This is a genomic window from Mesorhizobium neociceri (genome assembly GCF_013520985.1).
Lineage (GTDB): Bacteria > Pseudomonadota > Alphaproteobacteria > Rhizobiales > Rhizobiaceae > Mesorhizobium > Mesorhizobium neociceri.
In genome coordinates this window covers 207,826-221,854 of record NZ_JACDTY010000001.1, presented here as the reverse complement: position 1 = coordinate 221,854, position 14,029 = coordinate 207,826, and the positions used below count along the sequence as shown (strand labels likewise).

Genomic DNA, 14,029 nt, shown 5'->3' with positions numbered 1-14,029 from the left:
TCCGTGCCGGCGGAGCGGACATCGCTGCCGGAGATGTCACGGCGGCAAGCGCTTGCGCTGGCTGGCGGGGCTGTGCTTGCCGCCCTCCCCTTCCCGGCCTCTGCCACCACGACCGCGCGCAGCGTTCCATCGCGCGGCTTCAATCTTCCGGGATGGCTCGATCGCGAGGCGGGAATCGCCCCCGCCGCTGCGACGCTGGAAAAGCTGCGCCAATCCGGGTTCGAAACCATCCGCTTGCCGGTGAACAGCGATCTTATCTCGGCCGGCGACCCGGCTTGGCTCCGCCGCATCCATGATGGCGTCGCCGACCTTGTCGGGCTAGGCTTTGCCGTTCTCGTCGACATGCACCCGTCCGCCGGCCTTCACGCAGCTTTCGAGCGCGATCCGGCGGCCGCAAGCGAACAGGTTGTGCAGGCATGGACGGCCTTGCGTCCCGTCATTGCCGAGCTGCCGGCGGCTTCGGTCTATCCGGAACTGTTGAACGAGCCGCCGATGGAACGCGCCGTCTGGCTGGCGCTGCGCGACAGGCTCGCTGAAACGCTGCGCGCAACATGTCCGCGCCACACGCTGGTCTGGGGGCCGGCACGCTTCCAGGGCATATGGGAAATAGCCGATGCGCCGCCTCTGGCCGACGACAACCAGATCGCCGCCATCCATTTCTATGCGCCGACGGCCTTCACCCATCAATGCGAGAACTGGGATGCGTCGCCGCTGGCGCGCATGGCCAACCTGCCCTTTCCCGCGACAAGGGAGACCCCTGCGGTCCGCGACCTCATTGCAAGATTGCGCGCTGCCGGCGACGAAGAAGCTGCTTCCCTGCTCGAGAACGAACTTTCGAACCCATGGACGGCGGCCGCGATTGCTTCGAACTTTGCCGAGGCCGCACGCTGGTCGGTGGCTCATGACTGCCCGCTGATGCTGAACGAGTTCGGCGTGCTCAATTTCTGCGTCGATGCGCAAAGCCGTGCGGCCTGGGTCCGTGCCGTGCGCGAGGCCGCCGAAGCCAACCATATCGGCTGGACCTATTGGGAGCTCGACCAGGGCTTTGGCTTCATTGCCAGCAGGCTGAGCCCGGAAGGGTTCGACGCCTCGATGATGGCTGCCCTCCTGGGCGGCGAGGCGGCCGGGCAATGAGCGTCTCCGGAGCATATCCCCGCGTCGGGCTCAGCGCACCGAACGCATCGAGCGCCGAGGCCCTGCTGCATATCTCGATGGCGCTCATCGTCGTGGCGCTCGGCGTTTCGGCTTTTGCGGTGTGGACGCCGTTCGGGATTGTCGCGACGTTCATAGTGACGCTGATCGTTTCGAATGCGGTGCCTGCCGGCATTCCTGTCGTAATCATCTGCGCCTTTCTCTACCAGAACCTCATGGTGGCGTGGTACACGCCTTACATTCCCGACAACGATACGTTCGATGCGCTGCGCGGTACGAACTTCATCATCCTGATGACCGCCTTCTGCATCTTCCTTGCCGCGTCGTTCCAGCACCGCGTGCGCGCGCTGACCGAATTGCGCCCCTGGCTGCTGCTCAGCCTCGTGCTCTGCGCAACCATCACCTTCTATCTGGCGCTCGGAGCCGTGCATGGCGGCCCCAAGGACGCGGTCGTCTATTTCCGCAACACCATCACGCCACTCGCCTGCTTCCACATCGCGGTGCTCGCCGCCGCCCTCTATCCGGTCGACCTGCGCAAGAGCATGCTCTGGCTCGGCACCGGCGCGGTCATTTACGGCTATGTCGAACTGACCTTCACGATGAATTTCCTCGGCCTCTTTCATGGCGACCTCTACATCGAACGCAACATCGCCCGGCAGATCGAGACCGGCGTGTGGGAGAAGGCGCTCAAGGAGACTGGCTTCGTTTTCCGTGGGCTCGAGGACGTGATGACGACGACCTTCTTCAACACGCCGTTCTTCAACGACATCCTGCCAAGTGTCTTTCGTATCGGCGGTCCGAACTTTCATTCGATCAGCTATGCCTATGCGCTCAGCATCATATCGGCGTGGCTGCTCTTCAGAGGCCGTTGGCTGCTGCCCATCGCCGCCTTGCCGCTGCTGGCTGTCATCGGCTCCAAGGGCGCGACATTCATGCTGCTCGTCGCGCTGTGCGTGCGGCTGTTCCATCGCCCTTCCCGCACCGGTCTGACGCTTGCCGGCGTCATCGCCCTGGCCATCGTCTGGACGACCGCGGCAATCGCCTATGGCGCCACCCATGGCGACTATCACGTGCTCGGCCTGGCGGCAGGCCTGCGCGACTTCCTCTCCAATCCGCTTGGCCAAGGACTGGGGCTGGGCGGCAATCTGTCGAGCACCAGCATCAATCTCAGCTGGGCAACCGCCCAGGCGGAAGGTGCTGCCTCCGTTCCCGTCGAAAGCGCCGTTGGCGTCATGCTTTACCAGATGGGAATTGGCAGCCTGGTCTTCTTCGGCTTCCTGGCGGCGCTCGCCATGGCGGCACGTCGGCAGTTGATCGAAACCGGCGACCCGGATTTCCTGTTCGGCTTCGTCGGCATCGTCACCATCTCGGCCAATGCCGTGCTGCAGGAAGAGGCATTCTACTCACCCCTCGCTCTCGCTTTCTGCCTGCTGCTTGTCGGTGTGTCGCTGGGCACGCGCTGGCGCGAGCTGGCGGTGCAAAGAGCAATTCCAGGAAAAGTGTGAAACGGTTTTCCCGGGAAAAGCGCGTAGCGCTTTCCCATGGGAATTGCGTCATGAAAGCAGAGAGCGATCAAGGCCCGAACACCACAAGTTCGGTGAAGGTCAGGTCGCCCGGCGCCGGCGGCTTCGGGCCCTTGAAGTATTTTATCCCCCTGTTGGCGAAGTAGCGGCCGAACAGGCCAGGGATGGGCTCCTTGGCGTCGGCGAGGCAAAGCAGGATCCCCCGTCGCAGGACAAAACGCCCCACGGCGCCGGCACACCGGCTCAGATCCGCCAGCGAGCGGCAATAGACGATCTGGGCGCAGGGGATAAGACCATGCAGTATTCGGCGCGGCATCAAAACCAGCGGAGACGCCACCCCGTCGCAAATGCAGACCAGAGAGATGCAGCCCAGCGCGGCATGTTCCAGGACGATGTATCTTTCGCCGTCGGAGAGCATCGCCAATTCGGCAAGATCGGGACGAACCTCAAGTACCCGACACGACTTCCGCACCGAACTCAAGGCGGGCAGGAAGGCAAATTGTCCATGCGAAAATAGCCGAAAGCCGAGTGCCTTGTTGGCCTTCAATGTCGCCGGCGCCGGCGAAATGTTCGTGAAGGTCACGTCCCTCTGTCTGAGAACCGGCCAAATCAACTTCATGGCCTGGGGACGGTATCCTTCGTCCACCGTCCAGCTTGAAATGTTGCAGCGGATTTCGTCGCCTTCCAGGCCAGGGAAGCGGGCGTAAAGCGTCAGCACAACGCCGACGATCTGGCCGGCATTCTCCAAGGCAAAGCCGTATTGTGGAAAATCGGCGACGATGGGCCGCTGCGACAAACGGGCGAGCGCCCGCATCCAGTAGTTGCGGCCACGTTCTGGAAAACCCCGGAGCAGGCAATCGGCTACGCCGTCCCAATCACCCTGGTGAATTGGCCGGCAGCTAAGATCGGGAAGAAGGGTGCCAAGTGCTGCCATAGTCGACCCGTGAATACGATCAGATTACCAGACCCATTCACCCCCAAGACTGCCAATAACGCAGGACGATTAATAATCTGCTTTTTCGTCAGAAAATATCCCCGTTATGGCGCCCGATGATGGCCTGTCTCGGTGTCGATGGCAGCGTTGGCCAGGGCGTCATCTGCCCGCCGCGTGCCGACCTGCATTCCTGCCGGAAAAGATGCAGCTGCCGAGAAATGTCCCTTCAAGCGCATTGTAGCCGTGATAGCCGCCGCCACCACCGCCGGCCACCTCGCCCGCTGCGTAGAGCCCGGGAATGGGTTCACCTTTGCCGTCGAGAACCTGCGAATTGAGGTTGGTGTGCAGGCCGCCCAGCGTCTTGCGCGTCAGGATGTTGAGGCGCACCGCGATCAGCGGCCCGTGCCTGGGGTCGAGTATCTTGTGCGGTTTGGTCACCCGGAAGATCTTGTCGCCGATGTAGTTGCGGGCGCCGCGGATCGCCGTGACCTGCGCGTCCTTGGTGTAGGCATGCTCGACCTCGCGGTCGCGCGCCACGATCTGCGCCTTGAGCCGGTCGTAATCGAGCAGATTGTCGCCGGACAACGCGTTCATGCCGGCGACCAGATCGGCCAGGTTTTCGCGGACGACGAAATCCTCGCCCTTTTCCAGAAACGCCGCCACCGATGGCGGCGCCTTGCCGCCACGCCGGTTCTTCAGCACTGCCCGCCAATCCTTGCCTGTGAAGTCGAGGTTCTGCTCGGAGCCCGACAGCACGAACTCCTTCGAGGCGATCGTCTTGGTCAGCACGAACCAGGAATAATCATGGCCGGTCGACAGGATGCGTTTCAACGTGCCGAGCGAATCGAAGCTTGGGAAGAACGGCGCCTCCATGCGTTGTCCGACCGCATCGAACCATAGCGGCGATGGCGCCGACAGGATGCGGATGCCGTGGTTCGGCCAGATCGGATTCCAGTTCTTGATCCCCTCGACATAGTGCCACATGCGGTCAGCGTTGATCACGGCGCCGCCGGCGTCCTGGGTGATCGCCACCATGCGGCCGTCGACATGGTGCGGCACGCCGGCGATCATACGCTTCGGTGCCGGCCCCAGCCGCTCGACCGGCCAGACCTTGCGGACAATATCATGGTTGCCGCCAATGCCGCCGGAGGTGACAATGACGGTACCGGCCGAGAGTTCGAAACCACCGACGACCGCGCGGTTCGACTGCTTGCCGCGCTCGACGTTGGACGCCTCCAGGATTTCGCCAGCCACGCCCGTGACCGCGCCGTTGGTCTTGATCAACCGGCTGACCTGGTGGCGGAATTTCAAAGTGATCAGCCCCTTGGCAACGTGTTCGCGCACACGCCTTTCGAACGGCGCAACCACGCCCGGCCCAGTGCCCCAGGTCAGGTGGAAGCGCGGCACCGAATTGCCATGGCCGTTGGCCAGCCCACCGCCGCGCTCGGCCCAGCCGACCACCGGCCACCAACGCATGCCCATGCCGTGCAGCCACTGCCGCATCTCACCTGCGGCGAAATCGACATAGGCTTCCGCCACTTTCTTTGGCCAATGATCCTCGGGCCGGTCGAACTGGGCCGAACCCAGCCAGTCCTGCCAGGCAAGGTCGCGGCTGTCCTTGATACGCAAGCGGCGCTGCTCGGGCGTGTCGACCAGAAACAGACCACCGAGCGACCAGAATGCCTGGCCGCCGAGAAAACCTCCGCCTTCCTGTTCGACGATGATCACGCGCTTGCCGGCATCGCCGAGTTCCGCGGCCGCAGCCAGGCCAGCCAGCCCGCCGCCAACGATGATTGCATCCGCGTCAGCCATTGTCGTCACTCCTGTCTCGGCTTTTTGTTTTGACATCGGATGCTTGTTGCTACCCGCGCAGCGCGTTCCAGATGATGCGCAGCAGTTTCAGGAGGCTCGGCCGGTAGTTGAACTCGGTGATCAGGCGGCCGACCATGTGCGCCCTTTTGTGGGTCAGGAACCACGCCGGCTTCGGCATGATGCGGAACGGCGCTTCGAGCACGCTGCGTTCCGGTTTGTCGAACAGATAGGTGTTGTGGACGACACCGATGCCGCTCTGCACGTCGTCGAGCGTGTGGCCTGGGAAAGCACCCCAGGTCGGGCGCAGCAGCGCGAACAGAACGCCGCTCCAGGAATTGATGCCGATGCCGCCATAGCGCAGTTCGGCAACGATCTCCTCGAAGCGCGGCCGGCCGATTTCGGCGATCGTCTTGGGATGGATGAGGATGTTGGCGGCCAGCGTGCCGTGCAGCTTTTCATTCGCGTAGGCGACAGCAGTGCGCAGGTAGGATTCAGCGTTGCCCGCCGGCAATCGCATGACGCTGAGTGCAGGCGCAAACACCTCGGCGTTTTCGAGATAGGCGTCCGTGCCCGGCCGGAACGGCACCACCACGCAGGCCGGCCCGCCGGGCCGCTCAAATTTCTGCACGCTATCGGCATGCGCTTCGAAGGCAGCGAGACGCTCGGTGGCGCCAGGGTAGTAAGCCGGTCGCGACGGGGCCGCCTGCATCACCTCTTCGAGTGCTGCCAGCAGCGCATCGGATTTGTCCCAGCTCTCAGGCAGCACCAGCATCTGGCAGGCGATACAGTTGAAGCCGGAATTGTTGAGCTTCTGCGTGGCGATCAGCTCGGCGTGGTAGGCGATGTCGGCATTCGACCACGGGCCGGGCACGACGATCGTCGGCGCCACGCCGCCAAGCTCGGAGGTGATGCGGCGGCTGTTCCTCGGCGTGCCCGCTGCCTTGTTCTTGCGGCCTTCCTCGCCGGGGCCCCAGACGATCGCATCATGCGAGGCGGCCGCACCGGTGATGTGGATGTCATCGACGAGGTCGTGGTTGCACAGATACGCGCCGACATCGGTGCCGCCGCGCACGATGCGCAGCGCGCCGAACTCGATCAGCGGCCGCAATGCCGGCCGCAGGAAATCGATGAGATAGTCGTTGACCGGGTTCATCTTGAGCAGGACGACCTGGTGCTCGACCAGGAGCTTGTGCAAGCAGTCGAGCGGCGCGATCGAGGCGACATTGCCGGCGCCGAGCACCAGTCCGATCTGGCCCTTGCGGCTCGTCGCCGGCGCGTCGTAGGCCGAGGCAGTGTTTGCGGCGAGGTTCGCCTTGGTCACGCCGGGCTGCATCCATATCTCGGCCTTGAGACCGGTGAACAGCACCTTGTCCCAGAGCGAATTCGGAACCACCGTCACCGCCACCTGTCCGTTGGGCAAGGTGCGGACCGGCAGTCTGTCGAGGAACTTCTTGCCCTCCATCAGGCTCAGCGTGTGGATGAACTGGTTGCAGCCATCCATCAGCGCCGCCGGGCCGGCTAGCCATTCCTCGCCTTCCAGCGGCGAGCCGGTCGGGATGCCCTTCTTGCGCACCGCCGTCTTGACCCACGCTTCGGCGACCTCGCGGAGGTGATCCTTGACCTGCTGCAACAACGCGATCCGCTCGCCATTCGAGGTCTGCGCCCAGTCGTCCTTCCTGGCGTCGAGATCGGTGAGCGCCAGGTCGAGTTCGGCTGCCCATTCAGGCTGCACGGGCTGCATTTTGACTGCCTTGGCGACCATCCTATCCTCCTCCACTTCGATCTCTTTGTTTGACGCAATTCCGGACGGAAAACCGCTTCACACTTTTCCTGGAATTGCTCTAAGAAAACGGCAGCGCGGCCCATTGCGCGGCGATCTTACCGCCGGAATAGACCTGGATCGAACCGAACTGCTGTAGCACGAATTCGCTCTGCGTCGGACGCAGGAAGGCGTAGTCGTCTGGCCCGACATTGGCCCCGATACTGGCGTCGTCGGGCAACGCCATGAATTGCTGATTGGTCGAGAAGCCAAACGTCTTGTCTGTCTTCATCCCGGCGGGATAAACGGGCTTGGCCATCCATTTGCCGCCATAGAGAAAACAGCCGCGGCGCGGTAACAGCCCAAGCTTTTGCAGCAGCCAGGAGCGCTCGTCGAGGCCCGGCAGCCGGACATCGACCACCTTCAGGATCGGCGTCGCGATGAAAGCGGCGGGCTGCAATTGACTGAGGCTGGGCACGTCGAAATCGGTCGGCAGCATGAACGCCGATCCGATGGACAATTCATTGGCGCCGACCCAACTGTCATAGAGCAATGCGGTGCTGCTGCCGCCGAGATTGAGGATCTTGCGCTGATCGGCGGCAAGGCAGGCGACATACTGGCGAAACAGGCTGACCGCCTTAGCCCGCGCCTTGGCCGGTCCTCCCAGCAGTTTGGGGATGTGGCCGATATGCGCCTCATAGGCCATGACGCCTTCGCATTTCAGCCGTGGATAATTCGCCAGCGCGGCAACCGCCCGCGCCAGTGCGTCGGGATTGCTGACACCGCCGCGATGCAGCCCGACATCGACCTCGAAGCAGATGCGCAGCTCGCGGTCGAGCTCGGCGGCAAGCGCGCCATAGGCAGCCAGCCGCTCCTCGGTATCGATCAGCCAGACGATGCGCGACGTCGCGTCGCCAAGGCCGTTGAGCACTCCCTTGGTAAGGGAGTGCCTGGCACCGGCGACCGTCATCGGTTTGCCCAGCAAAAGATCGACATCGGGAAAGGCTTTCAGCATCTCGGCGCTGATCGGCAGATGGAAGGTCATCAGCCTGTCGGTCGCGAACGCCGCGCGGATATGCTGGATGAGCGGCAGGCATGGCAGCGACTTGTCGACGAGGCGCAGATCGAGGCCCGTGGCGAACTTCGCCTTGATCGCGGCGATGTTGTGGTCGAGCCGATCGAGATCGAGCACCAGGCAAGGCTGAAAAATCCCGGCCGCCCTGAGCGCGCCCGACAGTTCGGCGAAATAGGTGTCGGTCAGGCTCATGCCGCGACGCCGAGCAGCCTGGCCATGTAGGGCGTCACGAAACGGTTGTCCGGATCCATCTCGCGGCGCACCGCCATCGCATCGTTCCAGCGCGGATAGAGCGCGCTCAGCTCTTTGGCGGTGAGGCTGTGCATCTTGCCCCAGTGCGGGCGGCCGCCGCGCTTCCTGAAGATCGGCTCGGCGGCGTTGAAGTACGCCATCGGATCGCGCTCGACGCCGTGATGGATGGCGATCGAACAGGTCGGGCGCTTGTAGAAGGGGCTTAGCCAAACATTGTCGGGCGCGACGACGCGCACCTCTATCGGAAAGTAGACGTCCGGAAACCGCGTCTCGAGGAGCGATATGATTTCGCCGAGCGCCGCCGCCCCTTCCTCGAACGGCAGGTGATATTCCATCTCGTTGAACTTGACGTTGCGCTCGGAGGTGAAGACCTTCAGCCACTCCTCGACATAATCCTCGGGCGGCACTTTTGCGAAGGCCGAGCCGATGAGACGGCGGCGCAGCCAGGGAAACCAGCTGAGATAGTCGCGCAACTTCCTCAGCGTTGTCACCGCATCGTCGTCTTCCGTCGGCGGGCGCACCGTCGCCGGCGCGTCGGTGATGTCGCTGGCGATCAGCAGCGCCTGGCCCGAAAACGGCACGTAGTAGAATTCTGCCGAACGATGCGCCGTCACGGTGCTTTCGAATTGCGCAAGCACGTCGGCAATCGGCGCTGTCCAGCGGCGATACCGCATCCGGTAACTCGCGACATTGCGGATCGTCACCTCGGTCACCGCCCCGAAGGCGCCGAGCGAGGCGCCCATGGCATCGATCATGTCTGGGCTTTTGGCGCGGTCGAACTCCTTGACCTCGCCACGCCCGTCGACGATCTGCATCGCCTCGAGCTGGGTGTGGTAGGCGCCGAGCGTGATGCCCGAGCCATGCGTGGCGGTGCCGAGCGCTCCCCCAAATGCCTGCTTGTCGATGTCACCCATGTTCGGCAGCGCCTGGCCGACGCCGTGCAGAAGTTTTGCCAGCGCGCCGATCTTGGTGCCGGCACCGACCCGGGCCGTCAGTTTTTCGGGATCGTGTGCCTTCAGCCCTTCAAAGCGATCGAGCGACAGGATGGTGCCGTCATTCCTGACCAGCGGCGTGAAGGAATGTCCGGTGCCGACGAAGCGCATAGGGCCTGGCGCGCTGCGTACGAGCTCGCCCAATTCATCGAGCGTCTGCGGTTCGGCAAAAGCCTGCGGCCTGGCCGTGACATAGCCCGACCAATTGCTCCACTGGCTGATAGCGTCTCTCACAATCGCCTCCCTGGGACAGCCGGCTTTACCGGTCTTGCTCGCTGCGCGGAATAATATGATACATAGTCAGCTTTTTGGATATGATACATTGTCAGCTTTCTGTCAAGCTGGCAATCGAGTGACAAACCCGAAGCCGACTTGAAAAGAAATGCGGCCGTGAACTTCATGAACCGCGACTTTTCAGGTCAATCACCAGGCGTGCCCTGACTGTCATTTTTCGGGGACAAGCAGCTGTTATGGGGACGCCTGTCCCTTGGTCTTGTCGACCGAAAAACCGTCCTGACCCGCCTCGAAGAGAAATCGCATGTGGCTAAATGAATTCGAAATTGTCCTGCGCGACCGCGTCATCCCGAGCGGCGCCATCCGCATCGAAAACGGCCGGATTGCCGAGATCCGAAACGAGCCGGTCGAGAATGCCGACATATCGGGCGGCGGCCGCCTGCTGCTCCCCGGCTTCATCGACATGCATGGCGACATGGTCGAGCAGGAAGTCGAACCGCGCCTTGGCGTGCATGTGCCGATGAAGATCGGCATTGCCGAACTCGACAAGAAGCTTGCCTCCTGCGGCGTCACCACCGCCTATGCCGCGCTGTCCTTCATCGGCGCCAGCATCACCAGCGGCGTGGCGCGCTCCGAAGAGCATACGTCGGCGATCATCGACACCATTGCCGGCATGAAGGACCATTTGCTGGTCGATCACCGCATCCATGCCCGCTTCGAAGTGACCTTCACGCCGGCCATCGCCATGCTGCAGAAGCTGATGGATGCCGGCAGGCTGCATCTGATCTCGCTGATGGATCACACGCCCGGACAAGGCCAGTATCGCGATGTCGAGCTTTACATCGCCCGCATCGCCAAGGAGCGCGGCATGTCGGTTGCCCAGGCGTCCGAGGTCGTCGGCCATCGCATCGCGGGCCGCGAAGGCCAGGGCGATGTGCTCAACGCATTGCAGGACCTGTCGGCGCGCGCACAGGCTAATGGAGTGGCGCTTGCCTCGCATGACGACGACACGCTGGAAAAGGCGGAACTGGTGCATGGCCTGGGCGCCACACTGAGCGAATTCCCGGTGACGCTGGAAGCGGCTAAGGAAGCCAGGAGGCTTGGCATGCACACCGTGATGGGCGCGCCCAATGCGCTGCGCGGCCAATCCTATTCCGGCAATCTGTCGGCACGGCAGGCTTATGAGGCGGGGCTGCTCGACATGCTGGCCAGCGACTATCACCCGGCCTCGATCCTGCCGGCGGTGCTTGGCCTGTCTGAGCTGCGCGACGGCGGCCTGGTGACAGCGGCAGCGCTGACCAGCACCAACCCGGCGACAGCGCTAGGCCTTGCCGATCGCGGCGCCATCGAGCCGGGACTGCTCGCCGATCTCGTCGTTGCCGATCGCCGGCCGGTGGCGCGGGTGCGGGCGACATTCCGTGCCGGCCGCATGATCTACAGCGACGGCACGCTCAGCCAGCGCTGGCATTGAACGCAGAGTTTGTCCCTTCAAGCCAGCCCGAATGTCTCCACGGCGCGCATGATGCCGCGCAGTTCGGCGAGGCCCTTCAGGCGGCCGATCGGCGAGTAGCCGGGATTGATCCTTGTCTTGCCGATATCGTCGGCGAGCAGATGGCCCGATGTGGGGGTTACATCGACTGAAAGTCTCAAATTGAGCAGATGCCTGCCGCCCGGAAAACTGAGGACCGAATTGGCAGTGTTGGAGAATTCAGGTTTCGACGAGGCCGCGACGCGGCTCGCCCCAGGCGCTGATCCTTGCCAACTTCACCCAACCGGACCAATTCAATCGCGGCTCCATGTCGGTTCGCCGTCAGGGAGCTAGCTACCAGCAGTTTGTCCGATGGGTATGTCCGGTTTGTCCCAATTTGTATCCGGCGCGTCAGAAGCGTGTGGCGAGGCCGAAGTTGAACTCCTGCACGTCGTCGCTCGCCTCTTTCTTCACCGGCATCGCATAGTCGATGCGGATCGGGCCGAAGGGTGAGGCCCACATCAGGCTGAGGCCGACGGAAGCCCGCCATTGCATGCCGGTGGTGGAGGCGTCGACCAGGGCCGGATCGACCTCACTGCCATAGAGCGTCGCCGCATCGGCGAACACCGCACCGCGCAGGCCAAAGCTTTCCGGGATGACCGGCAGCGGAAACTGCGCTTCCGCCGAAGCGTTGAAATAAGTGGTGCCGCCAAGATGGTCACCGGCGCCGTCGGAGTCGACCGGGCCGATGCCGCCATAGGCGAAGCCGCGGATCATCTTGTCGTTGCCCTGGAAGTGGTCGAAGACGCGCAAGCCGTCGCCGCCGTAGCCCTCGATGTGCCCTGCCCCGGCCGACACAAGCCCGACCAGATCCATCTGGTCCGACAGAGTTTGATAGACCGTGGCGCGCGTGGTGAATTTGAAGAACTTCGCATCGCCGCCAAGACCGGCGACTTCGGCTGTTGCGCTGGCATAGAGACCCTCATGCGGGTTCTTCATGTCGTCGACACTGTTGTAGACGAGGCCCGCGCTCACCGACGACTTGATCCAGGCGCCTTCCGCAACGCCCTGGCGGATCGCCTGGGATACGTCGCAGTCGACATCAGGGCTGGCCGGGTCGTCGGTGGTGTCGCAGGTGTCGGAGTATCCGTATTCTTCCTGCTCGATGTTGTAGGCCAGCTGGGTCGACAGGCCGTTGGTTATCGGAACGCCAAGCCGCACGGTCGCGCCTGTCGAGGTGGCGGTGTAGTTGGTGAAGTCGCTCGTCGACCGGTAGATGTCGAAACCGGCCGCAAGGCGCCGCCCGAGAAAATAGGGTTCGGTGAAGGAAAGATTGTAGTTCTGTGAGGTGGTGCCGCCGGACGCCGACAGTTTGATGAACTGGCCGCGGCCGAGGAAATTGCGCTCGGTGACCGAACCTTCCACCGTCGGGCCCGGTGTGGCGCCGGTCGAATAGCCGGCGCCGATCGAGAACTCGCCGCTGGCTTTCTCGACCAGGTCGACCACCACCACGACCTGGTCGGGCTCCGATCCCGGCACGGCCGATATATCGACCTTCTCGAAATAGTCGAGCGCCTCCAGCCGCTTCTTTGCGCGCTGAATGAGGACCTGGTTGAAGGCGTCGCCTTCGCTGACGTCGAATTCACGGCGAACGATGTAGTCGCGCGTCCGCTCATTGCCGCGGATCTCGATGCGCTCGATATAGGCCTTGGTGCCCTGGTCGATCGTGTAGACGACCGAGATGGTGTGGTCGTCGAAATTGCGGGCGCCGCGCGGCGTCACCTGCGCGAAGGGATAGCCGACGCCGGCCACGTGCTCGGTCAGCGCGATGATGGTGTCCTCGACATTCTTGGCATTGTAGATGTCGCCCTTGCGGGTTTCGACCACCGAGCCCAGCGCCTGGCCGTCGACCCCCGGGATCGTGCTGTCGACGCTGACGTCGCCGAAGCGGTAGCGCTCGCCCTCCTGGACGGTGATCGTGATCGTGTATTTGTTGGTGGTCTCGTCGAGCTCGCCGACCGCGGAGACAACCTGGAAGTCGGCATAGCCGTGACTGTAGTAGAAGCGGCGCAACAGTTCCTGGTCGGCGCGCAACTTGTCCTCGTCATAGACATCGTCGCGCAACAGGAACGACAGATAGGACGTGCGTCTGGTGGTGATGACGTCGGACAGACGGCGGCCCGAATAGGCGCTGTTGCCGACGAAGTTTATGGCCGTGATCTGGGTGCGGTCGCCCTCATTGATGTTGAAAACGACGTTCACGCGGTTCTCGCCGAGATCCATGATCTGCGACGTCACCGTCGCGTCGTCGCGACCGATTTTCCTGTAGGCGGTCTTGACCGCCTCGACGTCGGCGTCGAGTGCCGCTTGCGAGAAGACACCGCGTGGCTTCAGCTGGACGCCCATGGCGAGCTGCGCGTCCTTGAGCTTTTTGTTGCCCTGGAACAGGACCTGGTTGACCACCTTGTATTCGGAAACGTTGACGACCAGCGCGGATCCGACCTGGTTGATCTCGACATCGGAAAACAGCCCCATCCCGAACAGCGCCTTGACCGCATCGTCGATATCGTTGCCGGAGAATTCCTTGCCGGGCTTGATCGGCAGATAGTTGCGGATGGCGTCGGCATCGACACGCTGATTGCCGGTGACCTCGATGCGCGAGACCATGGCGGCGTGCGCATTGCCGACGGCAACCAGGGCCGTCACCAAAAGGGCGAACAGCAGGCTGAGCAATTGTTGAGGCTTGTGTGCAGGTCGCGGTCGCGGAGCAGAATTTTTCGGCGCTCGCCGGTTGTGAAAGACCGACGTGCTACGGGAAGCCAACTGCA

General features: G+C 63.1%; 9 protein-coding genes and 1 pseudogene. 3 read left to right on the top strand and 7 right to left on the bottom strand.

Annotated features, from left to right (window positions below; translation table 11 throughout):
- The first annotated feature begins 3 nt into the window (after positions 1–3).
- Together H0241_RS00985 and H0241_RS00980 are read left to right on the top strand one after the other, a co-directional pair.
- Positions 4–1,134 carry a glycoside hydrolase family 5 protein gene (locus tag H0241_RS00985; protein WP_328824588.1) on the top strand — a complete coding sequence of 377 codons (1,131 nt, stop codon included), beginning with the start codon at positions 4–6 and terminating at the stop codon, positions 1,132–1,134.
- Positions 1,131–2,657: a hypothetical protein gene (locus H0241_RS00980; RefSeq protein WP_181055567.1), complete on the top strand. Its 1,527-nt coding sequence runs from the start codon at positions 1,131–1,133 to the stop codon at positions 2,655–2,657. The genes H0241_RS00985 and H0241_RS00980 overlap by 4 nt, the downstream gene beginning before the upstream one ends.
- Positions 2,658–2,724: 67 nt before the next feature.
- On the opposite strand, the gene H0241_RS00975 is transcribed toward H0241_RS00980, so the two are convergent.
- The 5 genes from H0241_RS00975 to H0241_RS00955 form a co-directional block, all read right to left on the bottom strand.
- Entirely contained in the window at positions 2,725–3,609 is an 885-nt protein-coding gene (locus H0241_RS00975) for a hypothetical protein (protein WP_235983855.1), read from the bottom strand.
- Positions 3,610–3,768: 159 nt separating this feature from the next.
- Positions 3,769–5,421 (bottom strand): FAD-binding dehydrogenase, encoded by a 1,653-nt coding sequence (locus H0241_RS00970; protein WP_181055566.1) that lies wholly within the window; start codon positions 5,419–5,421, stop codon positions 3,769–3,771.
- A gap of 49 nt (positions 5,422–5,470) precedes the next feature.
- Positions 5,471–7,183, bottom strand: a complete 1,713-nt coding sequence (locus H0241_RS00965) for an aldehyde dehydrogenase family protein (protein WP_210284709.1) — start codon at positions 7,181–7,183, stop codon at positions 5,471–5,473.
- 79 nt (positions 7,184–7,262) lie between these two features.
- Positions 7,263–8,447, bottom strand: a complete 1,185-nt coding sequence (locus H0241_RS00960) for an alanine racemase (RefSeq protein WP_181055565.1) — start codon at positions 8,445–8,447, stop codon at positions 7,263–7,265.
- Positions 8,444–9,733 (bottom strand): D-arabinono-1,4-lactone oxidase, encoded by a 1,290-nt coding sequence (locus tag H0241_RS00955; RefSeq protein WP_181055564.1) that lies wholly within the window; start codon positions 9,731–9,733, stop codon positions 8,444–8,446. Before H0241_RS00955 ends, H0241_RS00960 begins: the two co-directional genes overlap by 4 nt.
- A gap of 304 nt (positions 9,734–10,037) precedes the next feature.
- On the opposite strand from H0241_RS00955, the gene H0241_RS00950 reads away from it, so the two are divergent.
- Positions 10,038–11,204, top strand: coding sequence for an alpha-D-ribose 1-methylphosphonate 5-triphosphate diphosphatase (locus H0241_RS00950; protein WP_181055563.1), 1,167 nt, complete (start codon positions 10,038–10,040; stop codon positions 11,202–11,204).
- Positions 11,205–11,221: 17 nt separating this feature from the next.
- On the opposite strand, the pseudogene H0241_RS00945 reads toward H0241_RS00950, so the two are convergent.
- Positions 11,222–11,359: pseudogene (locus tag H0241_RS00945) on the bottom strand (mannonate dehydratase); the annotation flags it as partial.
- Between the two features lie 253 nt (positions 11,360–11,612).
- A complete protein-coding gene (gene bamA / locus H0241_RS00940) occupies positions 11,613–13,934 on the bottom strand; it encodes an outer membrane protein assembly factor BamA (protein WP_235983852.1) in 2,322 nt (773 codons plus the stop codon).
- Positions 13,935–14,029: the final 95 nt, after the last annotated feature.

Bases quoted from the DNA above. Each gene is read 5' to 3' on its own strand.
- H0241_RS00980 (WP_181055567.1), top strand. From the start codon at position 1,131: ATGAGCGTCTCCGGAGCATATCCCCGCGTCGGGCTCAGCGCACCGAAC.
- H0241_RS00975 (WP_235983855.1), bottom strand. From the start codon at position 3,609: ATGGCAGCACTTGGCACCCTTCTTCCCGATCTTAGCTGCCGGCCAATT.
- H0241_RS00970 (WP_181055566.1), bottom strand. From the start codon at position 5,421: ATGGCTGACGCGGATGCAATCATCGTTGGCGGCGGGCTGGCTGGCCTG.
- H0241_RS00965 (WP_210284709.1), bottom strand. From the start codon at position 7,183: ATGGTCGCCAAGGCAGTCAAAATGCAGCCCGTGCAGCCTGAATGGGCA.
- H0241_RS00960 (WP_181055565.1), bottom strand. From the start codon at position 8,447: ATGAGCCTGACCGACACCTATTTCGCCGAACTGTCGGGCGCGCTCAGG.
- H0241_RS00950 (WP_181055563.1), top strand. From the start codon at position 10,038: ATGTGGCTAAATGAATTCGAAATTGTCCTGCGCGACCGCGTCATCCCG.